The organism is Streptomyces sp. TRM70350 (assembly GCF_019219825.1).
In the GTDB taxonomy this organism is placed as follows: domain Bacteria; phylum Actinomycetota; class Actinomycetes; order Streptomycetales; family Streptomycetaceae; genus Streptomyces.
Window position 1 is genome coordinate 51827 of the sequence record NZ_JAHUXH010000008.1, and the last position, 25034, is coordinate 76860.

A 25034-nucleotide genomic window follows, 5' to 3' on the forward strand; every position below is an offset into this window, starting at 1 on the left:
CGATGTCCTTTCCTCTGCTGACAGCGACGGCGGTGCTCCCGGCGCTCGGTGCGATCGCCACGGCCGCCGTCCCGGCCGCGCGGCGCACCGCCGCCAAGTGGCTGGCGCTGCTCGTCTCGCTCGCCACGCTCGCCCTCGCCATCACGATCCTGATCCGCTTCGACCCGGACGGCGCGCGTTACCAGCTCACCGAATCGCACCCCTGGATCGCCGACTTCGGCGTCCGGTACGAGCTGGGCGTGGACGGCATCGCGGTGGCGCTCATCGCGCTCACGGCGCTGCTGATCCCGTTCATCATCCTCGCGGGCTGGCACGACGCCGACCCGCTGGAGACCGGCAGCAAGCGGTGGCGGCCCACACAGGGCTTCTTCGCCCTGATCCTGGCCGTCGAGGCGATGGTGATCCTCTCCTTCGAGGCCACCGACGTCTTCCTCTTCTACATCTTCTTCGAGGCCATGCTCATCCCGATGTACTTCCTCATCGGAGGCTTCGGGGACCGCGCCCACGAGCACGGCGAGCAGGTGGCGTCGACGCAACGGTCGTACGCGGCCGTGAAGTTCCTGCTCTACAACCTGGTCGGCGGTCTGATCATGCTGGCCGCGGTGATCGGCCTCTATGTGGTCGCCGGGAACTTCTCCCTCACCGAGATCGCCGAGGCCCGGGCCAACGGCTCGCTGGAGATGGCGACCAGCACCGAACGCTGGCTGTTCCTCGGCTTCTTCTTCGCCTTCGCGGTGAAGGCGCCGCTGTGGCCGCTGCACACCTGGCTGCCCAACGCCATGCAGGAGTCCACCGCCCCGGTCGCCGTGCTCATCACGGCGGTCGTGGACAAGGTGGGCACCTTCGCGATGCTCCGCTTCTGCCTCCAGCTGTTCCCGGAGGCGAGCAAGTGGGCGACGCCGGTGATCCTCGTACTGGCACTCGTCAGCATCGTCTACGGGGCGCTGCTCGCGGTCGGCCAGCGCGACATGAAGCGCCTGATCGCGTACGCGTCGATCTCGCACTTCGGCTTCATCATCATGGGCATCTTCGCGATGACCAGCCAGGGCCAGTCCGGCGCGACGCTGTACATGGTCAACCACGGGATCTCGACGGCCGCGCTGATGCTGGTGGCCGGCTTCCTGATCTCGCGGCGCGGCTCGCGGCTCATCGCGGACTACGGCGGTGTCCAGAAGGTCGCCCCGGTGCTCGCCGGCACCTTCCTGGTCGGCGGCCTGGCGACCCTGTCGCTGCCCGGGCTCGCACCCTTCGTCAGTGAATTCCTGGTCCTGGTCGGCACGTTCGCGCGCTATCCGGTGATCGGCATCATCGCCACCTTCGGCATCGTGCTCGCCGCGCTCTACACCCTCGTCCTCTACCAGCGGACGATGACGGGCCCGGTGAAGCCGGAGGTCTCCGCGATGCCCGATCTCCGGGTCCGTGAACTCGTGGTGGTCGCCCCGCTGGTCGCGTTGCTGATCTTCCTGGGCGTCTACCCGAAGCCTGTCACGGACATCGTCAACCCGGCGGTGAAGCAGACCATGTCCGACGTTCAGAAGCAGGACCCCCGGCCCGAGGTGGAGGCGGCCAAGTGAGCGCAACAGCCGTCCACAGCCTGTGGACAACCGCGGCCGAGCCCATCGGCAACATCGACGCGCCGAAGATCGAATACGCCCAGCTGTCGCCCCTGCTGATCGTGATCGGCGCGGCGATCCTCGGGGTGCTGGTCGAGGCGTTCGTACCGCGCAAGTCCCGTTACTACACGCAGATCTTCCTGTCCGCCGTGGGGCTGGCCGCCGGTTTCGCCGCGGTCGTCGCCCTCGCGGCGAACGGATACGGCACCACGAAGGCACAGATCGCGGCGATGGGCGCGATCGCGGTCGACGGACCGGCGCTGTTCCTGCAGGGCACGATCCTGCTGGCCGGGCTGGTCGGCCTGTTCACCTTCGCCGAGCGGCGGCTCGACCCGGCCGCGCACGGCAACCGGGTCGACTCCTTCGCCGCGCAGGCGGCGTCCGTGCCCGGCAGCGACAGCGAGAAGGCCGCGGTCAAGGCCGGTTTCACCACCACCGAGGTCTTCCCGCTGCTGCTCTTCGCGGTCTCCGGCATGCTGCTCTTCCCCGCGGCCAACGACCTGCTGACGCTGTTCGTGGCCCTGGAGGTCTTCTCGCTGCCGCTGTACCTGATGTGCGCGCTGGCCCGCCGCAAGCGGCTGATGTCGCAGGAGGCCGCGGTCAAGTACTTCCTGCTCGGCGCGTTCGCCTCGGCGTTCACGCTGTTCGGGATCGCACTGCTGTACGGTTACTCCGGCTCGATGGCGTACGGCACGATCGCGCAGGTCGTCGACGGCACCATCACCGACATCACCCCGGCCCTGGCGAACACCATGGGCAACGACGTGCTGCTGCTCCTCGGTACCGCGCTGATCGTCATGGGGCTGCTGTTCAAGGTGGGCGCGGTGCCGTTCCACATGTGGACGCCGGACGTGTACCAGGGCGCGCCGACGCCGGTGACCGGCTTCATGGCGGCGGCGACGAAGGTGGCGGCGTTCGGCGCGCTGCTGCGGATCCTGTACGTCGTGCTGCCCGGCCTGCGCTGGGATTGGCGGCCGGTGATGTGGGGCGTCGCGATCGTCACCATGCTGGGCGGCGCGATCGTCGCGATCACGCAGACCGACATCAAGCGGCTGCTGGCGTACTCGTCGATCGCGCACGCCGGATTCATCCTCGCGGGTGTCATCGCGGCGACGCCGGACGGTGTGTCGTCGGTGCTCTTCTACCTGCTGGCGTACTCGTTCGTGACGATCGGCGCGTTCGCGGTGGTGACGCTGGTGCGGGACGCGGGCGGCGAGGCGACGCACCTGTCGAAGTGGGCCGGGCTGGGGCGCAGGTCGCCGCTGGTGGCGGCCGTGTTCGCGGTCTTCCTGCTGGCCTTCGCGGGCATTCCGCTGACCTCCGGGTTCGCCGGGAAGTTCGCCGTGTTCAAGGCGGCGGCGGAGGGTGGCGCGGTCCCGCTGGTGGTGATCGGCGTGATCTCGTCGGCGATCGCCGCGTTCTTCTACATCCGGGTGATCGTGCTGATGTTCTTCAGCGATCCGAAGCCGGAGGGGCCGACGGTGGCGGTGCCGTCGCCGTTGACGGTGACGGCGATCGGGGTGGGCGTGGCGGTCACGCTGGTGTTGGGTGTGGCGCCGCAGTACTTCCTGGATCTGGCTGGGAGCGCAGGGGTGTTTGTGCGCTGACGATCCCGGCGCCTGGTGTCCTTGGCGGCCCTCCCCGATTGTCGGGGAGGGCCGCTCTGTCGCCTGTGCCGACCGTTGCGGTCGTACGTGTGATCGGTTGCGGAGGGGAGCCGGGGAAAGCCTGTGGATAAGTCCGAGGGTGTCAGTGCGGGCGCCTATCGTGGACGCAGTGGTCGAGATACGACGTACGGGGGCACGGCGATGGGTGGGACAGGCGGGGTAGGCGGCATGACGGCGGTAGCCGAGAGTGAGGCGTTGGCTGCGCTCCACAAGGTGTTCGGGTACGAGGCCTTTCGTGGGGAGCAGGAAGCGGTCATCGAGCATGTGGTGGCCGGTGGCGACGCCGTCGTCCTCATGCCGACCGGCGGCGGCAAGTCGCTCTGCTATCAGATTCCGGCCCTGGTCAGACCGGGGACGGGCATCGTCGTCTCGCCGCTCATCGCGTTGATGCAGGACCAGGTGGACGCGCTGCGGGCGCTGGGTGTGCGGGCCGGGTTCATCAACTCCACGCAGGACTTCGACGAGCGGCGGGTGATGGAGGCCGAGTTTCTCGCCGGTGAGCTGGACCTGCTGTATCTGGCACCGGAGCGGCTGCGGCTGGACGCCACGCTGGATCTGCTGTCGCGCGGGAAGATCTCCGTCTTCGCGATCGACGAGGCGCACTGTGTGTCCCAGTGGGGGCATGACTTCCGCCCCGACTATCTGACGCTGTCGCTGCTCGGTGAGCGCTGGCCCGACGTGCCGCGGATCGCGCTCACGGCGACGGCCACGCGGGCCACGCACCAGGAGATCACCCAGCGGCTGAACATGCCGACGGCCCGGCACTTCGTGGCGAGCTTCGACCGGCCCAACATCCAGTACCGGATCGTGCCGAAGGCCGACCCCAAGAAGCAGCTGCTCAGCTTTCTGCGCGAGGAGCACGCGGGTGACGCGGGGATCGTGTACTGCCTGTCGCGCAAGTCGGTGGAGTCGACGGCCGAGTTCCTGACCCGGAACGGGATCGAGGCGGTGCCGTACCACGCGGGCCTGGACGCGGGGACGCGCGCGGCGCACCAGTCCCGGTTCCTGCGGGAGGACGGGCTGGTCGTCGTGGCGACCATCGCCTTCGGGATGGGCATCGACAAGCCGGACGTGCGGTTCGTCGCCCACCTGGATCTGCCGAAGTCGGTGGAGGGGTACTACCAGGAGACCGGCCGTGCCGGGCGGGACGGGCTGCCGTCCACGGCCTGGATGGCGTACGGCCTCAACGACGTCATACAGCAGCGCAAGCTGATCCAGTCCGGCGAGGGCGACGAGGCGTTCCGGCGGCGGGCCGCCGCGCACCTCGACGCCATGCTGGCGCTGTGCGAGACCGCCCAGTGCCGCCGGGGTCAGCTGCTCGCCTACTTCGGCCAGGACCCGGATCCGGCCGGATGCGGCAACTGCGACACCTGTCTCACGCCGCCCGAGACCTGGGACGGCACCATCGCGGCGCAGAAGGTGCTGTCGACAGTCGTGCGGTTGCAGCGGGAGCGGGGGCAGAAGTTCGGCGCGGTGCAGATCGTCGACATTCTGCTGGGCAAGCGCACCGGCAAGGTGATCCAGTTCGATCACGACCAGCTGTCCGTGTTCGGCATCGGTCAGGAGCTAGCCGAGGGCGAATGGCGGGGCGTCATCCGGCAGTTGCTGGCGCAGGGACTGCTCGCGGTCGAGGGGGAGTACGGGACGCTCGTGCTGACCGAGGCCAGCGGTGCGGTGCTGCGGCGGGAGCGGGAGGTGCCGCTGCGCAAGGAACCGAAGAAGCCGGTGGGCTCGCGGTCGGGCTCGTCCTCCGCCGGCCGAGGTGAGCGCAAACCGAAGGCTGCCGCCGCCGAGCTGCCCGAGGAGCTGCTGCCCGCCTTCGAGGCGCTGCGCGCCTGGCGCGCCGAGCAGGCCCGCGAGCAGGGCGTCCCGGCCTACGTCATCTTCCATGACGCCACGCTGCGGGAGATCGCCATGGTGTGGCCGACGTCGGTGGCCCAGCTGGGCGGCATCAGCGGAGTCGGAGAGAAGAAGCGGGCGACGTACGGGGAGGGCGTGCTGGCGGTGCTGGCCTCCCTGGGCGGACCGCCCGGCTCGGCGACGCCGGCACCCGCTGCGGATCCGGGCGCGGACGACTGGCCCGAGCCGGATGCGGAGCCGGAGCCGGACGACTGGATATAGGCGACGGGTGCGGGAGGCGCGCGGACAGAGGCTGCCCTCCTGGTTCGCAGGGCTCGTCCCACCCGTGTCACAGGGCGACCGTCCCGCCCGTGTCACGGAGCCCGCGCGGCGTACGCTGCCCGCCGCCGCGCCCGCATCCGCCCGCCGCTACGACAGTGCCGTCAGGCCGGGGGCGAACGTGATCAGCAGGGGGAGCATGGGCACCAGAGCCGCCGCCGTCGTCGTCAAAGCCCGGTGTCTGCGGTGCAGCCGAGCGGGGGGCTCCAGCAGGCGGTCCACGCGTTCGCCCAGGAGGCGGTGGCTGGAGGCGCAGGAGAGGACGCCCCGGTGCTGGTTGAGTTCGATCAGGGCCAGTGCCGTGGTCAGGTGGCCGCAGCGGCGGGAGGCCGTGTCGTCGGCGGCGAGTTCGACCAGGCGGTGGGTCTGGTCGCAGAAGTGGGCGAAGAGCGGAACACGCGGGAAGCCGGTGGCCAGCGCGGTGGACAGGTGCAGCAGCCAGTCGTGGCGGGCGCGGGCGTGGCCGCGTTCGTGGGTGAGGACGGCGTCGAGCTGGTGATCGGTGAGGCGGTGCAGCGCGCCGGTGGTGACGATCAGCTGGGGCGGGCTGCCCGGCATCCACCAGGCGTCGGGGTACTCGTCCTCCAGGACGAGCAGCGGGCCGCGTGCCGCCCCTAGGCCGGCGGGCAGGTCGGGGGCGCGTTCGCGTAGGTGGGCGCGGGCCTGGCCACGGCGGCGCCGGGCCTCGAACAGCTCGCGGGCGAGCATCGCGGTGGTCCAGGCGGCACCGCAGGCCAGCAGCAGGGTGAGCGCCGCGGCCCAGGGCGGCGCGGCGGACAGGTTGTACGCGGCGGTGACGTGGGGCGGTGCGGGGGCGAAGACCTGGTCGCGCACGGTCTGGAAGACGGCCGCCGTGCCGAGGGTGAGCGCGGCCAGACAGCACAGCAGGACGGTGGCGACCAGGCACTGCCACACCCACAGCCCGACCACGGGCTCCCGTTCGGGCCACGCCGCCCGGACCAGCGCGCGAGGGACCGGTACGGCGGCCGTCAGGGCGACGGCGCTGAGCAGGAGCAGGCAGACGGTCATGCCACGGGCTCCGGATCCTGATCGGGAGTGGGCGGCTTCGGGTCGGTGCGGTGCGGTGCGGTGCGGTGGCGGTGCGGGCGGCGGTCGCGCGCCTACGCGTCACATGTCCCGCGACACGCGTGGCGCACACCGCCGCCGCCAGTATGACGGTGACGGGCGCCCGGAGTCAGCGCCCGGACCGTCGCTGTCGCGGAAACCTCACCCCGCGACGACCCGCCCACTCACCTCGCCCAGCCCGACCCGGGCCCCGCCCTGCCCCGGAGCCCAGGCCGTCATCGTCACCACGTCGCCGTCCTCCAGGAACGTCCGCTTGCCGTCGGGGAGTTCGAGGGGATCGCGGCCGTTCCAGGTCAGCTCCAGGAGAGAGCCGCGTTCGCGCTCGCCGGGGCCGCTGACCGTGCCGGAGCCGTAGAGGTCGCCGGTGCGCAGGGAGGCGCCGTTGACGGTCATGTGGGCGAGTTGCTGGGCGGGCGTCCAGTACATGGTGGAGAAGGGCGGCTCCGAGATGACATGGCCGTTGAGGGCGACGGAGATCCGGAGGTCGTAGCCGCCGGGTTCCTCGTCGGTGTCGTCCAAGTACGGCAGCAGCGGGTGCGTCCGCTCGGGCAGGGCGACCCGCGCCTCGTCCAGTGCGTCCAGTGGGGTGATCCACGCCGACACCGAGGTGGCGAAGGACTTGCCGAGGAACGGGCCGAGGGGGACGTACTCCCAGGCCTGGATGTCGCGGGCGGACCAGTCGTTGAGGAGGCACAGGCCGAAGACGTGGTCGCGGAAGCCGGACAGCGGAACGGGCGTGCCCATCGCCGAGGGGACGCCGACCACGAAGCCGACCTCGGCCTCGATGTCCAGGCGCACGGACGGGCCGAAGAGGGGCGCGGGGTCGGTCGGGGCCTTGCGCTGGCCGCAGGGGCGGACGACGTCCGTGCCGGAGACGACGACGGTGCCGGAGCGGCCGTGGTAACCGATCGGCAGATGCTTCCAGTTGGGGGTGAGGGAGTCGGCGGCGTCGGGGCGGAAGATCTGGCCGACGTTCCGGGCGTGGTTCTCGGACGCGTAGAAGTCGACGTAGTCCGCGACCTCGAAGGGGAGGTGCAGGGTCACCGAGGAGAGCGGGTGCATCAGGGGCGCGAGGGTCTCGCGGTGGGAGGGCACGGTGACCCAGGCGGTCAGCGCGCGCCGGACGTCCGACCAGGCGGTGCGGCCCGCGGCGAGCAGCGGGTTCAGGGTCGGACGGGCGAGCAGTTCGGCGTAGGGGGAGCCGAGCGCCAGGGCGGCCGCGCCGGCGTCGAGGACGTGGTCGCCGAGGCGGACACCCACCGTCCGGTCGGTGGACCCGGCGGGTGAGAACACGCCGTACGGAAGATTGTGCGGACCGAAGGGGCTGCCCTCGGGGACATCGAAGGGGGGCATGGGGTGCTGCCTCACTTTCGTACGCGCGGTCCATGCGGTCGTGGATCACGTTACGGCTGTGGCCCCTGTCTTGGGCAGTGCTGAAGTGCGCAGATGGCTCTTGATGTCCCGGCCCGTGGTCGTCGCCTGGCGGCACGCGCCCTACTACAGCGACGCCGAGCGCGCCGCGCTGACGCTCGCGGAGAGGGTGACGCGGCTCGCCGACCGGTCCGAGGAGTCGGTTCCGGACGCGTTGCGGACGAGGTCGCCGAGCACTTCGACGAGAAGGAACTGTCGGCGCCGGTCAAAAAGCAGACAGTTGGATGGTAGTTGGGGATGAACGGTGTGGGTGTGGTGTCCGTATTCTCTGATCATGGCCGCACCCACCGCATATGCCGCGCGCACCGAGTACGCGCGTACCGACTACGCCCTCATCGCCACTGACCTGGACGGGACGCTGCTGCGCGGCGACGACACGGTCTCCGACCGTTCGCTCGCCGCGCTCGCGCGGGTCGCTGCGGCCGGTGCCCGGCATCTGGTGGTGACCGGACGGCCGGCGCCGAGGGTGCGACCGCTGCTGGAGTTGCTGGGCGGCGGGGGGCTCGCGGTGTGCGGGCAGGGCGCGCAGTTGTACGACGTCGGCGCGGACCGACTGCTGTGGTCCGTCACGTTGGACCGGGAACTCGCCGAGACCGCGCTCGGCAAGATCGAGGCCGAGGTCGGCCAGGTGTACGCGGCCGTCGACCAGGACGGCGTCGACGGGCTCACGCTCATCGAGCCGGGCTATCTGATGCCGCATCCCACGCTGCCCGCGGTGCGGATCGGCCATCGCGACGACCTGTGGTGCGCGCCGATCAGCAAGGTGCTGCTGCGCCATCCGACCCTGTCCGACGACGAGTTGGCGGCGGTGGCCCGCACGGTGGTCGGCTCGCTCGCGACCGTCACCATGTCGGGGCCGGGGACGGTCGAGCTGCAGCCGTGCGGCATCACCAAGGCGACCGGGCTGGCGCTGGCGGCCCGGCATCTGGGCCTGAGTCCGCAGCAGACCATCGCCTTCGGGGACATGCCCAACGACATCCCCATGTTCGACTGGGCGGCGTACGGCGTCGCCATGGCCAACGCCCACCCCGAACTCAAGGCGGTGGCCGACGAGATCACCCTGTCGAACGAGGACGACGGTATCGCCGTCGTCCTCGAACGGCTCCTCGCCCGGGCTCAGTACGCGCCGAAGACGTTGTCGATGGAGCCGTAGCGGTCGGCCGCGTAGTTGCAGGCGGCGGTGATGTTGGCGACCGGGTCGTACGGGTCGAACGGCGTGCCGGGCACGTGGTAGGCCGCGAAGGTCGGGTCGATGACCTGGAGCAGGCCCTTCGAAGGGGTGCCCTTGGCGGCGTTGGAGTCCCAGTTGTTGATGGCGTACGGGTTGCCGGACGACTCCCGCATGATGTTGCGGTAGATGCCGTTGTACGAGCCCGGAATCCCGTGCTGCGCCATGATGTCGAGCGACTCGCGGATCCAGCCGTCGAGGTTGTTCGGGTACGTCGTGGCGGTGCTCGCGACGGTGACGGCCGTGGGCGTGGCGGCGGAGGCGCTGGTGGCCCCGATCAGCGGGAGGGCCAGCACGGCCGCGCCGGTACCGGCGACGGCGAGTTTGCGGGCGATGCGGGCAGAGCGGGAGCGGCGATACTGACCGTTTGCAGGCATGGGGGATGTCCTCTCCGACGCCTGCGAGGTGAGCTGTCGGGTTCGGGCGGGGAGGTGCCCGGCCGCGCCCTTGCGAGTGCGACTTCACCCCAAGCCGTTCCGGTGTGTCGTGGTGTACGACGTCCGGCCCGGCGACTTACCTGGGTCCCCCGCTCCTGCCGTGCGGTGAGTGAGTCCGTCATGGATGGCGCGGGCGGCGGCAGGATTCGGCGTTCCGCCCGACTGGCCGGGAACGTATGCGAGAGCACATGTCCGAAACAAGTAGCGGATTCACATATTGCGCGATTTGATCTTCGAATGGTGTGTTTGCTGTGCTTGATCCTTTGCGGTCGGCAAGGGCCAACTCGGCGATACGCAAAGGCGGATCGCGGCATCCCTGTGAGGGGCTCGTGAAGGTGTGCGCGTGAGCCAACTCACGCGCATGCAGAAGAACGGCAATTCGGGCAATGTGCCCAAGTCCTGCTTAATTAGCGGTCCGTGGAATCCGCTTCTTCCGGGTTCGGTGAAAGGCCGCCTCTCCATCGGCGGTGCAAATCGCCTCATTCTGGCGCGGGGTGCGGTCCAGTCGCGCAGGTGGTACGGGAGGTACTCCAGGAGCGCCGGTACGGGCTCATCGGTGATCGGGCGCCGCACGCGCGCGTACAACCGTGTTCCGTCGGGCAGCGGGATACGGAGGTCCTCGTGAGTCGTCTCGTAGGGGAAGGGCGTACGGATGTGCATGAGCGTGACCCCAGGGATGGCTTCAGTGGGCCGGGGCATCGTGCGGCGCAGCCAGGGCGTGGCGGCCATCGCTGTCGGGAGCGCGGAGCCTGCGTCGCGGCGGTCTCCCTCAAGCTCTCGGCTTCGCTCAAGCAGGGAGGTGCCCCCATCGGTGCGGTAGAGCTTGCCGGCCATGGTGGCCGCATTCGGCTTCAGCAGACCGGTGCCCGCGCTGATCAGGCCGAGACCCCCCCAGGTCATGGTCGCGGTGGGCATGGCCATGGCGTAGTGGCCGCAGGCGATCAGGACGCCGCCCCGCAGCACGGCGCGGTACGGGCCGAGGGTGCGGTCGGCGAGCAGGCCACCGGCGACGAGGGCCAGGTAGGCGAGGGTGCCGTAGGCGGCGGAGACGGAGGCGGCGGTTCCGGACGACATGCCCGGGCCGCCGTTCGCGAGCGTGTCGGCGGACTGCAGGACGAGGATGGCCTGCATGCCGAGGAACGAGAAGCGCTCCCAGGCCTCCGGGCCGGAGAGGGTGAGCAGGCCCCTGGACCGGAAGCCGAACGAGGTGCGGTCGTCACCGGACGGCGGCAGGCTCTCGGGCTCGCCATCGACGGCGGTGCGGAGCAAAAATCCTCTCTTCCGGCTAAGTCAAGGAATACCTGCTCATATCAACTGATCAAAAACATACCCGCAGTGATCCGATACCGCCCGAGGTGTAACGGTGGGCGGCCTCGGTGATCGAAACGTGACCGGATACGCTGACTTGAGTGAAGGCAGCGACGTATCGACATTCCGCGTAACCGCCAGTAGACACCAGCAGACAGGAGACCCCTCGTGACCGTCGTCGGGCCGTTCGGGCTGAGCGTGCGGGACCAGGCTCTGGAAGCCGATGTCCAGGCCGGATTGGCGGCTGTCGAGGAAGGGTTGCTCGAAGCCACCAAGAGCGAGGTCCCGTTCATCACGGAGGCAGCGCAGCATCTGGTGCGGGCCGGTGGGAAGCGGTTCCGGCCGCTGCTCGTGATGCTCACGGCCCAGTTCGGTGACCCGTACGCGCCCGGAGTCGTGCCCTCCGCCGTGGTGGTGGAGCTGACCCACCTGGCGACGCTGTACCACGACGACGTGATGGACGAGGCGGCGGTACGGCGCGGGGTGCCGAGCGCGAACACCCGCTGGGGCAACTCCGTCGCCGTCCTTACGGGTGACTTCCTGTTCGCCCGGGCCTCGCACATCCTGGCCGACCTCGGGCCCGAGGCGGTACGGGTGCAGGCCGAGGCGTTCGAACGGCTGGTGACCGGCCAGATCCTGGAGACCGCGGGTCCCTCGGACGGGCGGGACCCGGTCGAGCACTACCTCGATGTGCTCGCCGGCAAGACGGGATCGCTGGTGGCGGTGTCGTGCCGGTTCGGCGCGATGATGTCCGGGGCCGACGAGTCCGTGGTGGACGTGCTGACCCAGTACGGGGAGCGGCTGGGCGTCGCCTTCCAGCTCGCGGACGACGTGCTGGACATCGCCTCCGACTCCCACGAGTCCGGCAAGACGCCGGGGACCGACCTGCGGGAGGGCATCCCGACGATGCCCGTACTGCGGTTGCGGGAGCGAGTGGCCCGGCTGGGGCTGGCGGAGGACGTCGCGCTGTGCGAGTTGCTGGACTCCGACCTGACCGATGACGCGCGGCACGCGGAGGCGCTGGCCGCGCTGCGGGTGCATCCGGCGCTGGAGCAGGCCCGGCGGGACACCGTGCGGTTCGCCGAGGAGGCGCGGGCGGCGCTCGTGCCGCTGCGCGAGTGCGACGCGAAGGCGGCGCTGACCGAGCTGTGCGACGCCGTGGTGCACCGGGCCGGATAGCCGGTCCCGTCACCGGGGTCGGTCGGCCATCAGGGTGGCCGTCCGGTTCGCCGGAGGCCCGACCGTCGGGTTTCACCGGAGTGTTCGCCGTCCGGTTTGCCGGAATGTTCGCGTCCGGTTCTCTTGACTCCCCGTCGGGACCCCTACGGGTCGGAGCAGATGCCGTCCCGTCATGTCATACCGCAGCAGTACGCGGAGTTGGCTCCCCGGTCTGACGCTTCTCACCCTCCGATTTGGTCAGATGGAGACCACGCAACACCCCACTCCTCACCGATCCGGGTGAGAATGGCGGCTCAGGGTGGGACCCATGCGGGGACGTGACGAGACAGCCGCCGCCGACGACGGAGGTAAGGCACACATGGCACCGTACGAATCCGACGACACCACGGCCGTGGCGGACGCGGACGAACTGCGCGCGGCACGGCGGCGCAAGGCCGCGCGGTACGTCGTCCCGGCGGCGGTCCTGGGGGTGGCGGCGGGGACCATCGGGCTCGTCCCCGCGATCGCCGACTCCGGCAGCCCCGACCTGCCGGAGATCAGCGCGCAGCAACTCATCGAGAAGATCGCCGCCTCGGACGTACAGCAGCTGTCCGGCACGGTGAAGATCACCACCGATCTGGGACTGCCCGACCTGGGCGGCCTGGAGAGCGACCTGATGTCCGGCGCGACCCCGTCCGGCGGCGAGGGCTCCTCCGCCGACCCGTCGGCCAAGCTCACCGAGCTGGCCTCCGGCACGCACACCCTGCGCGTCGCCGCCGACGGCCCCGACAAGCAGAAGCTGTCGCTGCTGGAGGACGCCGCCGAGTACAGCCTGATCCACAACGGCAAGGACGTCTGGGGCTACGACAGCGCGTCCAACGAGGTCTACCACGGCACCGCGACCGAGGGCGCCGAGCAGGGCGAGGAAGAGGTCCCGGCCACGCCGAAGGAACTCACCGAGGAGGCGCTGAAGGCGGTCGACGACACCACGTCCGTGACCGTCGACGGCACCGCGCAGGTCGCCGGCCGGGATGCCTACAAGCTGCTCATCGAGCCGAAGCAGTCCGGCTCCACGGTGGGCGCGATCAGCGTGGCGGTGGACGCCAGGACCGGACTGCCGCTGAAGTTCACGCTGACCCCGGCGAGCGGCGGCGCCGCCGTGGTGGACGCGGGCTTCACGCAGATCAGCTTCGCCAAGCCCGCCGCCTCGACCTTCGACTTCACCCCGCCCCAGGGCGCGAAGGTGACCGAGGAGGGCAGCGTGGAGGCGCCGGAGCACTCGCACAAGCCCGAGGAGGAGGACTTCGCGAAGGGTCTCGACGGGCTGAACGTCATCGGCGAGGGCTGGACCTCGATAGCCGTCCTCGACTCCGGCGCCGAGGGCGTGCCCTCCGACGCCGGGCGCGGCGCGACGGGTGACATGGGCGGCATGGGCAGCTTCCTGGGCTCCCTGGGCGACGAGGTGACCGGCAAGTTCGGCTCGGGCACGGTCTTCAAGACCCGCCTGGTCAACGCGCTGATCACGGACGACGGCAAGGTCTACGTCGGCGCCGTCACCAAGGACGCGCTGGTGAAGGCGGCCGACTCCGGTAAGTGAGCCGGGGACGGACGCCGACTGCGGGAAGTGAGCCGGGGACGGACGCCGACTGCGGGAAGTGAGCCGGGGACGGACGCCGACTCCGGGACGTGAGAGTTCGGTACGAGTACGACGCATCGGGGGACGCATGGACGAGCCGTCCGTCACGGGACCGCTGAGGGACGCCGCGGGTGAGGGCATCATCCGCACCCGCGCGCTCACCAAGCGCTACCGCGGCGGACAGCTCGCCGTCGACGCCCTCGACCTGACCGTCCCGACGGGCAGCGTCTTCGGCTTCCTCGGTCCGAACGGCTCCGGCAAGACCACCACCATCCGCATGCTGATGGGCCTGATCGAGCCCACCTCGGGCACGGCGCACGTGCTGGGGCGCCCCATGCCCCGGGCCACGCGTGCCGTGCTCCCGCACGTGGGCGCCCTCATCGAGGGCCCGGCCCTGTACGGCTTCCTCTCCGGCCGCGACAACCTGCTGCGGTACGACTCCGCCGACCCGTCCGCCGACCCCCGCACCCGGCGCGCCCGCGTCGCGGCGGCGCTGGACCGGGTGGGTCTGGCCGCGGCCGCGGGCAAGAAGGCGAAGGCCTACTCGCTCGGCATGAAACAGCGGCTGGGCCTCGCGGCCGCCCTGCTCCAGCCGCGCAGTCTGCTCGTCCTGGACGAGCCGACCAACGGTCTCGACCCGCAGGGCATGCGCGAAATCCGCGCCCTGATCCATGAGCTGGCCTCCGACGGCACGACCGTGTTCCTCTCCTCCCACCTCCTCGACGAGATCGAGCAGGTCTGCACACACGCGGCGGTGATGGCGCAGGGCCGGTTGATCACCCAGGGCGCGGTGGCGGACCTGGCGGCGGGCGTGCGGGGCCGGCTGGTGGTGACCACGCCGGACACCGCTGACGCGGCCCGGGTGCTGAAGGAGCGTGGGGTCGGTGATGTGGCCGTCACCGAGGACCGGGTGACGGGGGAGCCGCCGGAGGGAGAACTGGCCGAGCTGAACGCCGCGTTGGTGGCGGCGGGCGTGCGGGTCCGCGGCTTCGGGGTGGAACGGGCGTCTTTGGAGGACGCCTTCGTGGCACTGACGGGGGAGGGCTTCGATGTCGCAGGCTGAGGTCATCGGCTCCCGCCGCAGCCGATTGTGGACCTTCGGTCTGCTGCGCAGCGAACTCGCCACCACCTTCCGGCGCTGGCGCACCCTCGCGCTGCTCGGTGTGCTGGCCGCCGTACCCGTCCTGGTGGGCATCGCCGTGAAGATCGAGACGAGCGACGGCTCGTCCCTCGGCGGGGGTGGTGGTGGCGAAGGACCGGCGTTCATCACGCAGATCACCAACAACGGTCTGTTCCTCGTCTTCACCGCCCTTGCCGCGACCCTGCCGTTCTTCCTGCCGATGGCCGTCGGCGTCGTCGCGGGCGACGCGATAGCCGGTGAGGCGAACGCCGGGACGCTGCGCTATCTCCTGGTCGCCCCGGCCGGCCGTACGCGCCTGCTGCTCACCAAGTACGCGACGACGATGGCCTTCTGTCTGACGGCCACCCTGGTCGTCGCCGTCTCGGCGCTGACCGTGGGGGCGCTGCTGTTCCCGCTGGGAGATCTGACGACCATCTCCGGCACACGGATCGGCTTCGCCGAGGGACTGGTCAGAGCCCTGCTGATCGCCCTGGTCGTCGCCGCCTCACTGATCGGGGTGGCGGCGCTCGGCCTGTTCGTCTCGACGCTGACCAACAGCGGTATCGCGGCGATGGCGACGACCGTCGGGCTGCTGATCACCGTGCAGATCCTCGACCAGATACCCCAACTGCACGCGATACAGCCGTACTTCTTCTCCCACTACTGGCTGTCCTTCGCCGACCTGATGCGCGAGCCGGTCTACTGGGACGACCTGATACGCAACCTGGGTCTCCAGGCCCTCTACGCGATCGTGTTCGGCTCGGCGGCGTGGGCGCGGTTCACGGCGAAGGACATCACCGCGTAGCCCGCTGAACTACTGGGCCTCGTACGGGAAACGGGCGAGCGGTGCCTCCCGCGCGAAGAACGTCTTCGCGCGGGCGAGGGCCTCGGTGTCCTTCAGTACGTCGCCGGGCTTGCTGCCGTTGCCGAGCAGGACTCCGCCGAAGCGCATCCCCATGTAGGCGGCCGAATTGTTGAGGGTGCCGATCAGCGGGTCGGCGACCTCGGTCTCCTCGTGCGCGAGCGCGGTGACGCCCCAGAGTGTGCGGCCCTTCAGCGTCGCCTTGAAGTCGAGGCCGGGGGTGCGCAGCCAGCCGGACCAGTAGTCGAGGTAGCGCTTGACGTGGGCGGACACCGAGTACCAGTAGAGCGGGGAGGCGATCACGATGTCCGTCGCGGCGAGCGTGGCGTCGAGCAGCAGCGCGACATTGCCCTGCGTGGGACGGACATGATCGCTGTCGTGCCGGAGGTCCTCGAAGTCGGGCACGGGGTGCGTGGCGAGGTCGATCCACTGCTGTTCGACGTGGGCGGGGAGCTGCTCGGCGGCCCGGCGGGCCAGCAGTTCGGTGTTGCCGTCGCTGCGGCTGCTGCCCAGCACGAACAGGAAGCGTCGGGTCATGGTGTCCCCCAGGAGGTTCCATATGGGCCGCGTGCGCTGGTTAATTACTCCTGCAGTATATGCACACGCATGCATCCCGTCCAGTGCCCCGGGGGGCCTGCTCGGTGCGGTGGTGGTTCAGCGAACCGCCGTGGTCAGCCGGGCCAGGGCCTCCGTCTCGCGAGGCGGGCGCCCGCTCAGATCACCCAGCCGCCATGCGGGCACCCACGGCACCCGGTACACGTCGACGACCGACTCGACGAGCCTGACGTGCTGGGCGAGCGGGCGTGGCAGCCGCCCTGGCGCGTCCGCGACCAGCACGACGGAGTCCAGGTCGAGCCCGGCCGGGGCCTCACCACGCCGGAACACCTCCAGGGCATGGACGACGGAGGCCAGCCCGGTCGCGTGCGTGCGGGCGACGAGCAGCACCGACGGTGGATCGGCCGGGCCGGGCCAGTCACGGCCGCAGTCGTGACCGCCGTACACCGCGGCGAGCGTGGAGACTCCCGACCCGCCGTGGGTGCCGACCCAGGAGAAACGCCGGACCGTGCCGAGGGAGGCGGGCGCGGGCTCCGGTGCCGGTGGCGCGGCCATCGGTCCGCGGATCCAGATCTCCGGTCCCTGTCGTGCGCCCGTCCGCATGCCCGCTCCCCTCTGCCGTCAGCCGGCGATCGTCATCCATCGATCTTCGCGTGACGGCGGAGTGCTCCGGGACGGGCGTGCCGGGTCTTGGGACGAGGCTGTGACGCCCCGGTGACGCGTGCAAGGTGCGGAAGCGGTGAGACTCGGCAGTAGGGTCCGCCGAGAACGTGGACGCCGGCGAGTGAGGGAACCGATGTCTCGACCAGGCCGCGAGAAGAAGCGGGAACAGCAGGACCGGACCGGGGGTGCGGTGATCGACGTCCACGTCCCGGGCGCCGGACCGGGCACAGGCGGCACTGGCTGCGCCTCGATCGGCGGTGTTCCGGTCGCCCCCGCGCCCGGCGAGGAACTTCAGCAGACGGTCCTGAACCACCTGCACCGCATCGCCCTCACCACCGGTCGACCCGTCCTCGCCACGGTTCACGACGAACGGATCGGGTACGTCGTACCGCTTCGGGTTCACCCGGACGGGTCCAGTTGTTTCACGGCGGAGCCCGTGCGCACGAGTGCGGCGCGGGAAGCCGTACCCGCGCCGCCGCGCCCGCCGCAGGAGCCCGCAGCGGCTCCGCCGCGCCCGCCGCAGGATCCCGCACAGCCCGCACAGCCCGCACAGCCCGCACAGGCCACCCAGGACAACGCGACGCAGTTGCTGCGCACGGCGCCTGCCTCCGCGCGCACCTCCACGCCGACCTTCCGGCTGCGGGCGATTCAGGAGCCGCAGCCGCTGGGCGAGTTCGGGCCGCCGCCGGTCATGGACGCGAGGCCGCACCCGGAGCCCCTCATCACGCCAGACGTGGAGCCGGACCCGGAGCCGGACCCGGAGCCGGACCCGAAGCCCACCCCGCCCCGCGGCTTCGACGCGGTCGCCGAAGCCATCCTGGAGCCCGCGGATCTCCCGGGCCCCGCCGCCACCCTCCTCGCCGAACCCACGGCCCGTATCGGCGAAGCCGTGAAGGCAGGGCGGATAGACGCGGCCGCGGGCCTCGCCGAGCAGGCCTTGGCCGAGGCGTCGGCCGCCCTCGCCCCGGACCACCCCGAACTGCTCCGGCTGCTCGAACTCACCGCGTACGTCGCCTACTTGGCGGCCGACCCGGTCCGCGCCTTCCGCCTCTCCCTGGACGTGGCGCGCGTTCACCGCCGTACGCGGGACGCGGAGGGCGCCTACGGAAACGTGCAGAGCGCGGCCACGGCCTGGCGGGCGGTGCGCGACCCCGCGCTCGGCCTGGACCTGGGGCGTGAACTGATCGGCCTGTGGACCGAGTTGGCCACCGAGGCCGGTCCGGCCGCCGACGACGTCGAAGAACTGGAATCGGCCCGCGCCCGCATGGGACGCCTGGCCGAGCGGGCGGGCCGGGCGTCCGGCGCCTGAGCGCCCCCCCGCGTCCGTCCGGGGGCCGGGAGGCCCTCGTCCCCTAGTGCACGCAGAACTCGTTGCCCTCCGGGTCGGCCATCACCACCCACTCCCCACCAGCCTCCTTCACCTCCCGCAGCACGCTAGCCCCCAGTCCCCGCAACCGCTCCACCTCGTTCGCCCGCCGCCCCTCGGCGGGGTGCAGGTCCAGGTGGATGCGGTTCTTGCCGGTCTTGGGCTCCGGTACCCGCTGGAACAGCACCCGCCGCCCCAACCCGGTGCCGCTCTGCTCCTGGTACGGATCGTCCGGATGCCGTACGGCGACCAGGTCCCGGAAGGCCGGGCGTGAGGATGCCTTCTCAGTCATGTGACCAGTTACATTCGTGACGTGACTGAGCGTCCGCCCGCCGACCTGGTGAGCTGGGCCGAACGCAGCCGGCTGGCGGCCGGACTCGACCTCACCGCCACCGAGGGCGAACTCGCTCGGGCGCGCTCCCTGCGCGGCGCCCTCTTCCTGCTCACCGCCGACCGCGCGCACGGCCGCCGGCTCCAGCCCCGCCACCTCAACGCGGCGGCCGCCGCCCTGCCCCCGTTCGCCGCCCGCCTCACCCCCCGATGGCGCGGCTTCGACCTGCTCGGCGCGGTCACCGCCGCCGGCGCCATGCTGCTGGCCGCCTGCACCGTCGTACGGCTGGAACACGGTCCGCACGACTGGCCGCTCACCGCTGTCGCCGGGCTCGTCGCGGTGGCGCTCGGGCCGCCTTCGTCGCCGTCGAACGGCGGGCCGCCGCGCCGCTGGTCCGGCTCGGGATCCTGCTCAAGGGCTCCGTGGCGCGGGCCGATCTCGGGGCACTGCTCTTCGTGGGGCCTTCTTCGGGTTCCAGTTCGTGGTGACGCTGTACTTGCAGGAGCTGCGCGGCTGGTCGTCGCTGCAGACCGCGGTCGCGCTGGTCGTCATGGGCGGTGACGCCGTCCTCGCCCCGACGCTCACCCTGTTCCTGCCGGTCGGGATGGACTGGTCGTACGCCGCCATGTTCCGGACGCTGATCCTCGCGGGCACGGGGTTCGCGCTGGCGTACGGGCCGCTCACGATCGCGGCGACGGACGGGGTCGCGGAGGAGGAGCAGGGCCTGGCGAGCGGGCTGCTGAACACGGCGACGCAGTTCGGCTCGGCGATCGGGATCTCCGCGGTGACCGCCGTCTACGGCTTGGCGTCGACGACCGGGTCGGGCCCGGAGGCCACGCTGTCCGCGTTCCGTACGGCGCTGACCGTGCCGGCCGTGATGGTGGTGGCCGGCACGGTCCTCTCGGCCCTCAGCGCGCGGGCCGCCCGGCGCGCGGTGCGCAGCGCGTCCCAGGTGAGCAGCGTCAGTGCCAGCCAGACCAGCGCGAACCCGGCCCAGCGCTCGGGCGGCATGGCCTCGCGGAAGTAGAGCACGCCCAGCAGGAACTGGAACACGGGGGCCAGGTACTGCAGCAGCCCCAGCGTCGACAGGGGCACACGGATCGCGGCCGCGCCGAAGCAGACCAGCGGAAGCGCGGTCACGACGCCGGTCGCGGCGAGCAGCGCCGCGTGCCCCGGGCCCTCGGTGTGGAAGGTCGACTCGCCCTGGGCGGTCAGCCACAGCAGATAGCCGAGCGCGGGCAGGAACTGGATCGCGGTCTCGGCGGTCAGCGACTCCAGGCCGCTGAGGTTGACCTTCTTCTTCACCAGGCCGTAGGTGGCGAAGGAGAAGGCGAGGACGAGCGAGATCCACGGCGGGCGGCCGTAGCCGACGGTGAGCACGAGCACGGCCGCGAAGCCGGTCCCGACCGCCGCCCACTGCACGGGCCGCAGCCGTTCCTTCAGCAGCAGCACGCCGATCGCGATGGTGACCAGCGGGTTGATGAAGTAGCCGAGCGAGGCCTCGACGACCTGTCCGTTGTTCACGGCCCAGATGTAGACGCCCCAGTTGACGGTGATGACGGCCGCGGCGACGGTGATGAGCCCGAGGCGGCGCGGCTGCCGCAGCAGCTCGCCGGCCCAGCTCCAGCGCCGTACGACGAGCAACGCCACGGCGACGAAAACCAGCGACCACACCATCCGGTGGGCGAGGATCTCGACCGATCCGGCGGGCTTCAGCAGGGGCCAGAAAAGGGGGACGAGTCCCCACATTCCGTAGGCCGCGAAGCCGTTCAGCAGTCCTATGTGGCTCTCGCCCCTCGGCTTCCCGGCCACCGGCTCCTCCTTCGTACGTCAGCCCGCCTGCACGAAGGTAGCGCCGAGCACCCCTGCCTGTCATGGCCGTATCGCCATACGGTCATGACGGGCTGGGCGAGTGGGCGAGATCAGCCCTTGAGTGCGGCGGTGACGGCCTCGGCGAGCGGGGTGGTCGGGCGTCCGGCCAGGCGCGAGAGGTCGCCGGTGCGCACGGCCAGCTCGCCCTTCTCGATGGACGCGTCCACGCCGGCCACGATCGCGGCGAGCGGCTCGGGCAGGCCGGCGCCGGTCAGGATGCCCTGGTAGGCCTCGACGGAGACCGGGTTGTACGCGATCTCCCTGCCGGTCTGGCGGCTGAGCTCGGCCGCGTACTCCGCGAAGCTCCACGCCTCGTCGCCGCTCAGCTCGTACGTCCGGTTCTCGTGCCCCTCGCCGGTCAGCACCGCCACGGCGGCGGCCGCGTAGTCGGCGCGCGAGGCGGAGGCCACCCGGCCCTCACCGGCGGCGGCGACGACCGCGTGGTGCTCCAGCACCGGGCCGAGGTTCTCGGTGTAGTTCTCGTGGTACCAGCCGTTGCGCAGCAGCACATGCGGCAGGCCCGACGCCCGGATCGCCTCCTCGGTGGCGCGGTGGTCGTCGGCGAGCGCGGCCGTGAGGCTGCCGGGGGCGCTGGTGTAGGCGAGGAGCGCGGCTCCGGCCGCCTTCGCGGCGTCGATCACGACCTTGTGCTGGGCCACTCGGCCCTTGTCGAACTCGTTGCCGGAGATCAGCAGCACCTTGTCACCGGCGGAGAACAGGGCGTCGAACGTCGCGGGCACGTTGTAGTCGGCGAGCGCGATCTTCACACCGCGCTGCGCGAAGTCGGCGGCCTTCTCGGCGTTGCGGACGACGGCCGTGATCTGGTCGGCCGGGACCTTCGCCAGCAGCTGCTCGACGACGTGGCGGCCGAGGTGTCCGGTGGCTCCGGTGACGACGATGCTCATGGGGGCTCCTCCGTGCGGATGCGTAAGTCAGGACCTGACACTCACCCTAAGAGGGGCACTAACTCAACGAAAGTACCCACTTTGAAGTAAGGTACTCGCATGGCAGAAAGCACAGGGAAGCCCGAGGGCGAAGTGATGTGCCCGTACCGGCTGGTCCTGGAGCATGTCACCAGCCGCTGGGGCGTACTGGTGCTGATCCGGCTCATGGAGCGGCCGTACCGTTTCAGCGAGCTGCGCCGGGCGATCGGCGAGGTCCGGCAGGTCAGCGAGAAGATGCTCACCCAGACACTGCAGACCCTGGAACGGGACGGATTCGTCCACCGCGACGCGAAGCCCGTGATCCCGCCCCGCGTCGACTACTCCCTCACCGACCTCGGCCGCGAGGCCGCGGAGCAGGTGCGGTCGCTGGCGCTGTGGACGGAGCGGCGGATGGGGGACGTGGAGCGGGCGCGCAAGGCATACGACGAGGCCCGGGCCTGAGCCCGGGCCGGTGGCCTGCCACGGCTGTTGCTCAGCCGACGACGGTCCAGGTGTCGCCGCCCGCGAGCAGGGCGGCGAGGTCGCCCTTGCCGTTCTGTTCGATGGCGGTGTCGAGCTGGTCGGCCATCTGGGTGTCGTAGACGGGGCGGTCGACGGAGCGGAAGACGCCGATCGGGGTGTGGTGCAGGGTGTCGGGGTCGGCGAGCCTGCTGAGCGCGAAGGCGGTGGTCGGGGAGTCGGCGCGGGCGTCGTGGACGAGCACCTGCTGCTCGTTCTCCGGCGTGACCGTGACGACCTCGAGGTCGCCGGTCTGCGGATCCCGGACCACCCCGCGCGTGTTGTCCGGCCCGAAGCGGATCGGCTGCCCGTGCTCCAGTCGGATCACCGCCTCCTGGGACTGCTGCTTGTCCTTCAGGGCGTCGAAGGCGCCGTCGTTGAAGATGTTGCAGTTCTGGTAGATCTCGATCAGGGCGGTGCCGGGGTGGGCGGACGCCGCCCGCAGGACCTGCGTGAGGTGCTTGCGGTCGGAGTCGATGGTCCGCGCGACGAACGAGGCCTCCGCGCCCAGGGCCAGGGACACCGGGTTGAACGGGGCGTCGAGCGAGCCCATCGGGGTCGACTTGGTGATCTTGCCGACCTCGGAGGTGGGGGAGTACTGGCCCTTGGTCAGGCCGTAGATGCGGTTGTTGAACAGCAGGATCTTGAGGTTGACGTTGCGGCGCAGGGCGTGGATGAGGTGGTTGCCGCCGATGGACAGCGCGTCGCCGTCGCCGGTGACGACCCACACGCTCAGGTCGCGGCGGGAGGCGGCCAGGCCGGTGGCGATGGCGGGGGCGCGGCCGTGGATGGAGTGCATCCCGTAGGTGTTCATGTAGTACGGGAAGCGGGAGGAGCAGCCGATGCCGGAGACGAAGACGATGTTCTCCTTCGCCAGGCCCAGTTCGGGCATGAAGCCCTGGACGGCCGCCAGGATCGCGTAGTCACCGCAGCCGGGGCACCAGCGCACTTCCTGGTCGGACTTGAAGTCCCTCATGGACTGCTTGGCCTCGGCCTTGGGGACGAGCTGGAGCAGCGTGTCGGCGTCAGTCATCGATGGCCTCCTTCAGCGCCGTGGCCAGCTGCTCGGCCTTGAACGGCATGCCGTTGACCTGGTTGTACGAGTGGGCGTCCACCAGGTACTTCGCCCGGATCAGCGTGGCGAGCTGACCGAGGTTCATCTCGGGGATCACCACCTTGTCGTAACGTGCGAGCACCGCGCCGAGATTCCGCGGGAACGGATTGACGTGGCGCAGGTGGGCCTGGGCGATCCGGCCGCCGTCCTTGCGGAGGCGGCGGACGGCCGCGGTGATCGGCCCGTACGTCGATCCCCAGCCCAGCACCAGCAGCTTCGCGTCGGCCGGGTCGTCGACCTCGATGTCCGGGACGTCGATGCCGTCGACCTTGGCCTGGCGGGTGCGGACCATCAGGTCGTGGTTGGCGGGGTCGTAGGAGATGTTGCCCGTGCCGTCCTGCTTCTCGATGCCGCCGATGCGGTGCTCGAGGCCCGGCGTGCCCGGGATCGCCCAGGGGCGGGCGAGGGTCTGCGGGTCGCGTTTGTACGGCCAGAAGGTCTCGGTGCCGTCGTCCAGGGTGTGGTTCGGGCCCTGCGCGAACTGCACGGTCAGGTCCGGCAGTTCGTCCAGCTCCGGGATCCGCCACGGCTCGGAGCCGTTGGCGAGGTAGCCGTCGGAGAGCAGGAAGACGGGCGTCCGGTAGGTCAGCGCGATCCGGGCGGCTTCGAGGGCGGCGTCGAAGCAGTCGGCGGGCGTGCGGGGCGCGACGACCGGGACGGGCGCCTCGCCGTTGCGGCCGAACATCGCCTGGAGCAGGTCGGCCTGCTCGGTCTTGGTCGGCAGGCCGGTGGAGGGCCCGCCGCGCTGGATGTCGACGATGAGCAGGGGCAGCTCCAGCGACACGGCCAGCCCGATGGTCTCGCTCTTGAGCGCCACGCCCGGGCCGGAGGTGGTGGTCACGGCGAGTGAACCGCCGAAGGCCGCGCCCAGCGCCGCGCCGATGCCCGCGATCTCGTCCTCGGCCTGGAAGGTGCGCACCCCGAAGTTCTTGTGCTTGCTCAGCTCGTGCAGGATGTCCGAGGCCGGGGTGATCGGGTACGAGCCCAGGAACAACGGCAGGTCGGCCTGCTTGCTCGCGGCGATCAGGCCGTAGGCCAGGGCGAGGTTCCCGGAGATGTTCCGGTAGGTGCCGACCGGGAAGGCCTTCGCCGCCGGGGCGACCTCGTAGGAGACGGCGAAGTCCTCCGTCGTCTCGCCGAAGTTCCAGCCCGCCCGGAACGCGGCGATGTTCGCCGCCGCGATGTCCGGCTTCTTCGCGAACTTCGACTTCAGGAACTTCTCCGTGCCCTCCGTCGGCCGGTGGTACATCCACGACAGCAGGCCCAGCGCGAACATGTTCTTGCTGCGCTCGGCCTCCTTGCGCGTGAGGTGGAAGTCCTTCAGCGCCTCCACCGTGAGCGTGGTGAGCGGCACCGGGTGCAGCTGGTAGCCGTCGAGCGAACCGTCCTCCAACGGGTTCGTCTCATAGCCGACCTTCTGCATCGCCCGTCTGGTGAACTCGTCGGTGTTGACGATGATCTCCGCACCCCGCGGCAGATCACCGATGTTCGCCTTCAACGCCGCCGGGTTCATGGCGACGAGGACGTTGGGCGCGTCGCCCGGGGTGAGGATGTCGTGGTCGGCGAAGTGCAGCTGGAACGACGAGACGCCCGGCAGCGTCCCGGCAGGGGCACGGATCTCGGCCGGGAAGTTCGGCAACGTCGACAGGTCGTTGCCGAACGACGCGGTCTCCGAGGTGAACCGGTCCCCGGTGAGCTGCATACCGTCACCCGAGTCCCCCGCGAACCTGATGATCACTCGGTCGAGACGGCGGACGTCCTTGACGTCGGCCGCTTTGCGCTGCTCTCCCACGACGGCTCCGTCGGCCTGCTCCGCTGGGCTACTGACCTGGCTCGTCACTGAACTGGTCCTCCTTCGAGGCGGCTGTCGGGGACCGACCCCACAGGGTCCTCCCAGGATCAACCCTACGTCTGTGCGGCTCGCCTTCCCTCGGCCATTCGCATGATGGCTACCTGCCTGAGACGCT

The 25034-nt window shown here is 70.7% G+C and carries 20 protein-coding genes, 4 pseudogenes and 1 riboswitch; of the genes and pseudogenes, 12 read left to right on the forward strand and 12 right to left on the reverse strand.

Features of this window, described 5'->3' with window-relative positions; translation table 11 throughout:
- Positions 1 to 2: 2 nt before the first annotated feature.
- The 3 genes from KWI83_RS15120 to recQ all read left to right on the forward strand — a co-directional run bounded on the left by KWI83_RS15120 (position 3) and on the right by recQ (position 5401).
- On the forward strand, positions 3 to 1574 hold the full coding sequence (locus tag KWI83_RS15120; RefSeq protein ID WP_218514889.1) for an NADH-quinone oxidoreductase subunit M: 1572 nt from the start codon (positions 3 to 5) through the stop codon (positions 1572 to 1574).
- Positions 1571 to 3220: an NADH-quinone oxidoreductase subunit NuoN gene (nuoN, locus tag KWI83_RS15125; RefSeq protein ID WP_218514890.1), complete on the forward strand. Its 1650-nt coding sequence runs from the start codon at positions 1571 to 1573 to the stop codon at positions 3218 to 3220. Before KWI83_RS15120 ends, nuoN begins: the two co-directional genes overlap by 4 nt.
- 201 nt (positions 3221 to 3421) lie before the next feature.
- On the forward strand, positions 3422 to 5401 hold the full coding sequence (gene recQ / locus KWI83_RS15130) for a DNA helicase RecQ (RefSeq protein WP_218514891.1): 1980 nt from the start codon (positions 3422 to 3424) through the stop codon (positions 5399 to 5401).
- A gap of 147 nt (positions 5402 to 5548) precedes the next feature.
- Here the strand turns inward: recQ and KWI83_RS15135 are convergent, their stop codons facing one another.
- Positions 5549 to 6487 carry a M56 family metallopeptidase gene (locus KWI83_RS15135; RefSeq protein WP_218514892.1) on the reverse strand — a complete coding sequence of 313 codons (939 nt, stop codon included), beginning with the start codon at positions 6485 to 6487 and terminating at the stop codon, positions 5549 to 5551.
- A gap of 198 nt (positions 6488 to 6685) precedes the next feature.
- A complete protein-coding gene (gene fahA, locus KWI83_RS15140; protein ID WP_218514893.1) occupies positions 6686 to 7897 on the reverse strand; it encodes a fumarylacetoacetase in 1212 nt (403 codons plus the stop codon).
- A gap of 118 nt (positions 7898 to 8015) precedes the next feature.
- On the opposite strand from fahA, the pseudogene KWI83_RS38550 reads away from it, so the two are divergent.
- Both KWI83_RS38550 and KWI83_RS15145 read left to right on the forward strand, forming a co-directional pair.
- Positions 8016 to 8206, forward strand: a pseudogene (locus KWI83_RS38550) (carboxymuconolactone decarboxylase family protein); the annotation flags it as partial.
- A 43-nt stretch (positions 8207 to 8249) separates the two neighbouring features.
- On the forward strand, positions 8250 to 9128 hold the full coding sequence (locus KWI83_RS15145; protein ID WP_218514894.1) for an HAD family hydrolase: 879 nt from the start codon (positions 8250 to 8252) through the stop codon (positions 9126 to 9128).
- Here the strand turns inward: KWI83_RS15145 and KWI83_RS15150 are convergent.
- From KWI83_RS15150 to KWI83_RS15155, 3 genes and pseudogenes are all read right to left on the reverse strand, one after another.
- Positions 9092 to 9580 (reverse strand): transglycosylase SLT domain-containing protein, encoded by a 489-nt coding sequence (locus KWI83_RS15150; RefSeq protein WP_218514895.1) that lies wholly within the window; start codon positions 9578 to 9580, stop codon positions 9092 to 9094. The two genes, KWI83_RS15145 and KWI83_RS15150, sit on opposite strands and share 37 nt — an antisense overlap.
- Before the next feature lie 5 nt (positions 9581 to 9585).
- Positions 9586 to 9762: riboswitch (cyclic di-AMP (ydaO/yuaA leader) on the reverse strand.
- A 367-nt stretch (positions 9763 to 10129) separates the two neighbouring features.
- Positions 10130 to 10300, reverse strand: a pseudogene (locus KWI83_RS39760) (CocE/NonD family hydrolase); the annotation flags it as partial.
- A 78-nt stretch (positions 10301 to 10378) separates the two neighbouring features.
- A pseudogene (locus tag KWI83_RS15155) lies at positions 10379 to 10909 on the reverse strand (MFS transporter); the annotation flags it as partial.
- Positions 10910 to 11116: 207 nt separating this feature from the next.
- Between KWI83_RS15155 and KWI83_RS15160 the strand changes: the two are divergent.
- The 4 genes from KWI83_RS15160 (at position 11117) to KWI83_RS15175 (ending at position 15667) form a co-directional block, all read left to right on the forward strand.
- Positions 11117 to 12127, forward strand: a complete 1011-nt coding sequence (locus tag KWI83_RS15160; protein ID WP_218514896.1) for a polyprenyl synthetase family protein — start codon at positions 11117 to 11119, stop codon at positions 12125 to 12127.
- A gap of 358 nt (positions 12128 to 12485) precedes the next feature.
- A complete protein-coding gene (locus KWI83_RS15165) occupies positions 12486 to 13703 on the forward strand; it encodes a DUF2092 domain-containing protein (RefSeq protein ID WP_218514897.1) in 1218 nt (405 codons plus the stop codon).
- A gap of 127 nt (positions 13704 to 13830) precedes the next feature.
- Positions 13831 to 14805 carry an ABC transporter ATP-binding protein gene (locus tag KWI83_RS15170; RefSeq protein WP_218514898.1) on the forward strand — a complete coding sequence of 325 codons (975 nt, stop codon included), beginning with the start codon at positions 13831 to 13833 and terminating at the stop codon, positions 14803 to 14805.
- Positions 14792 to 15667 (forward strand): ABC transporter permease, encoded by an 876-nt coding sequence (locus tag KWI83_RS15175; RefSeq protein ID WP_218514899.1) that lies wholly within the window; start codon positions 14792 to 14794, stop codon positions 15665 to 15667. The genes KWI83_RS15170 and KWI83_RS15175 overlap by 14 nt, the downstream gene beginning before the upstream one ends.
- Positions 15668 to 15676: 9 nt before the next feature.
- Here KWI83_RS15175 and KWI83_RS15180 read toward each other — a convergent pair whose 3' ends face one another.
- Together KWI83_RS15180 and KWI83_RS15185 are read right to left on the reverse strand one after the other, a co-directional pair.
- Positions 15677 to 16261 (reverse strand): flavodoxin family protein, encoded by a 585-nt coding sequence (locus KWI83_RS15180; RefSeq protein ID WP_218514900.1) that lies wholly within the window; start codon positions 16259 to 16261, stop codon positions 15677 to 15679.
- A 117-nt stretch (positions 16262 to 16378) separates the two neighbouring features.
- Positions 16379 to 16882 carry a DUF6668 family protein gene (locus tag KWI83_RS15185; protein ID WP_218514901.1) on the reverse strand — a complete coding sequence of 168 codons (504 nt, stop codon included), beginning with the start codon at positions 16880 to 16882 and terminating at the stop codon, positions 16379 to 16381.
- A 193-nt stretch (positions 16883 to 17075) separates the two neighbouring features.
- Between KWI83_RS15185 and KWI83_RS15190 the strand changes: the two genes are divergently transcribed.
- A complete protein-coding gene (locus KWI83_RS15190) occupies positions 17076 to 18251 on the forward strand; it encodes a tetratricopeptide repeat protein (protein WP_218514902.1) in 1176 nt (391 codons plus the stop codon).
- Between the two features lie 43 nt (positions 18252 to 18294).
- Here the strand turns inward: KWI83_RS15190 and KWI83_RS15195 are convergent.
- A pseudogene (locus tag KWI83_RS15195) lies at positions 18295 to 18582 on the reverse strand (VOC family protein); the annotation flags it as partial.
- Between the two features lie 39 nt (positions 18583 to 18621).
- Between KWI83_RS15195 and KWI83_RS38555 the strand changes: the two are divergent.
- Positions 18622 to 19200 (forward strand): hypothetical protein, encoded by a 579-nt coding sequence (locus KWI83_RS38555; RefSeq protein WP_308122060.1) that lies wholly within the window; start codon positions 18622 to 18624, stop codon positions 19198 to 19200.
- A gap of 234 nt (positions 19201 to 19434) precedes the next feature.
- On the opposite strand, the gene rarD is transcribed toward KWI83_RS38555, so the two are convergent.
- Entirely contained in the window at positions 19435 to 20388 is a 954-nt protein-coding gene (gene rarD / locus KWI83_RS15205; protein WP_218515058.1) for an EamA family transporter RarD, read from the reverse strand.
- 173 nt (positions 20389 to 20561) lie between these two features.
- Positions 20562 to 21416: an SDR family oxidoreductase gene (locus KWI83_RS15210; protein WP_218514904.1), complete on the reverse strand. Its 855-nt coding sequence runs from the start codon at positions 21414 to 21416 to the stop codon at positions 20562 to 20564.
- Positions 21417 to 21515: 99 nt separating this feature from the next.
- On the opposite strand from KWI83_RS15210, the gene KWI83_RS15215 reads away from it, so the two are divergent.
- Positions 21516 to 21896: a helix-turn-helix domain-containing protein gene (locus KWI83_RS15215; protein ID WP_218514905.1), complete on the forward strand. Its 381-nt coding sequence runs from the start codon at positions 21516 to 21518 to the stop codon at positions 21894 to 21896.
- 31 nt (positions 21897 to 21927) lie between these two features.
- Here KWI83_RS15215 and KWI83_RS15220 read toward each other — a convergent pair whose 3' ends face one another.
- Together KWI83_RS15220 and KWI83_RS15225 are read right to left on the reverse strand one after the other, a co-directional pair.
- Entirely contained in the window at positions 21928 to 22986 is a 1059-nt protein-coding gene (locus tag KWI83_RS15220) for a 2-oxoacid:ferredoxin oxidoreductase subunit beta (RefSeq protein WP_218514906.1), read from the reverse strand.
- Positions 22979 to 24907, reverse strand: a complete 1929-nt coding sequence (locus tag KWI83_RS15225; protein WP_218514907.1) for a 2-oxoacid:acceptor oxidoreductase subunit alpha — start codon at positions 24905 to 24907, stop codon at positions 22979 to 22981. Before KWI83_RS15225 ends, KWI83_RS15220 begins: the two co-directional genes overlap by 8 nt.
- Between the last annotated feature and the right edge of the window lie 127 nt (positions 24908 to 25034).

What these genes read in the sequence shown, in the direction of transcription:
- KWI83_RS15120 (WP_218514889.1), top strand. Translation starts at nt 3, where the DNA reads ATGTCCTTTCCTCTGCTGACAGCGACGGCGGTGCTCCCGGCGCTCGGT.
- recQ (WP_218514891.1), top strand. Translation starts at nt 3,422, where the DNA reads ATGGGTGGGACAGGCGGGGTAGGCGGCATGACGGCGGTAGCCGAGAGT.
- KWI83_RS15135 (WP_218514892.1), bottom strand. Translation starts at nt 6,487, where the DNA reads ATGACCGTCTGCCTGCTCCTGCTCAGCGCCGTCGCCCTGACGGCCGCC.
- fahA (WP_218514893.1), bottom strand. Translation starts at nt 7,897, where the DNA reads ATGCCCCCCTTCGATGTCCCCGAGGGCAGCCCCTTCGGTCCGCACAAT.
- KWI83_RS15145 (WP_218514894.1), top strand. Translation starts at nt 8,250, where the DNA reads ATGGCCGCACCCACCGCATATGCCGCGCGCACCGAGTACGCGCGTACC.
- KWI83_RS15150 (WP_218514895.1), bottom strand. Translation starts at nt 9,580, where the DNA reads ATGCCTGCAAACGGTCAGTATCGCCGCTCCCGCTCTGCCCGCATCGCC.
- KWI83_RS15165 (WP_218514897.1), top strand. Translation starts at nt 12,486, where the DNA reads ATGGCACCGTACGAATCCGACGACACCACGGCCGTGGCGGACGCGGAC.
- KWI83_RS15170 (WP_218514898.1), top strand. Translation starts at nt 13,831, where the DNA reads ATGGACGAGCCGTCCGTCACGGGACCGCTGAGGGACGCCGCGGGTGAG.
- KWI83_RS15175 (WP_218514899.1), top strand. Translation starts at nt 14,792, where the DNA reads ATGTCGCAGGCTGAGGTCATCGGCTCCCGCCGCAGCCGATTGTGGACC.
- KWI83_RS15180 (WP_218514900.1), bottom strand. Translation starts at nt 16,261, where the DNA reads ATGACCCGACGCTTCCTGTTCGTGCTGGGCAGCAGCCGCAGCGACGGC.
- KWI83_RS15185 (WP_218514901.1), bottom strand. Translation starts at nt 16,882, where the DNA reads ATGCGGACGGGCGCACGACAGGGACCGGAGATCTGGATCCGCGGACCG.
- KWI83_RS15190 (WP_218514902.1), top strand. Translation starts at nt 17,076, where the DNA reads ATGTCTCGACCAGGCCGCGAGAAGAAGCGGGAACAGCAGGACCGGACC.
- rarD (WP_218515058.1), bottom strand. Translation starts at nt 20,388, where the DNA reads ATGTGGGGACTCGTCCCCCTTTTCTGGCCCCTGCTGAAGCCCGCCGGA.
- KWI83_RS15210 (WP_218514904.1), bottom strand. Translation starts at nt 21,416, where the DNA reads ATGAGCATCGTCGTCACCGGAGCCACCGGACACCTCGGCCGCCACGTC.
- KWI83_RS15215 (WP_218514905.1), top strand. Translation starts at nt 21,516, where the DNA reads ATGGCAGAAAGCACAGGGAAGCCCGAGGGCGAAGTGATGTGCCCGTAC.
- KWI83_RS15220 (WP_218514906.1), bottom strand. Translation starts at nt 22,986, where the DNA reads ATGACTGACGCCGACACGCTGCTCCAGCTCGTCCCCAAGGCCGAGGCC.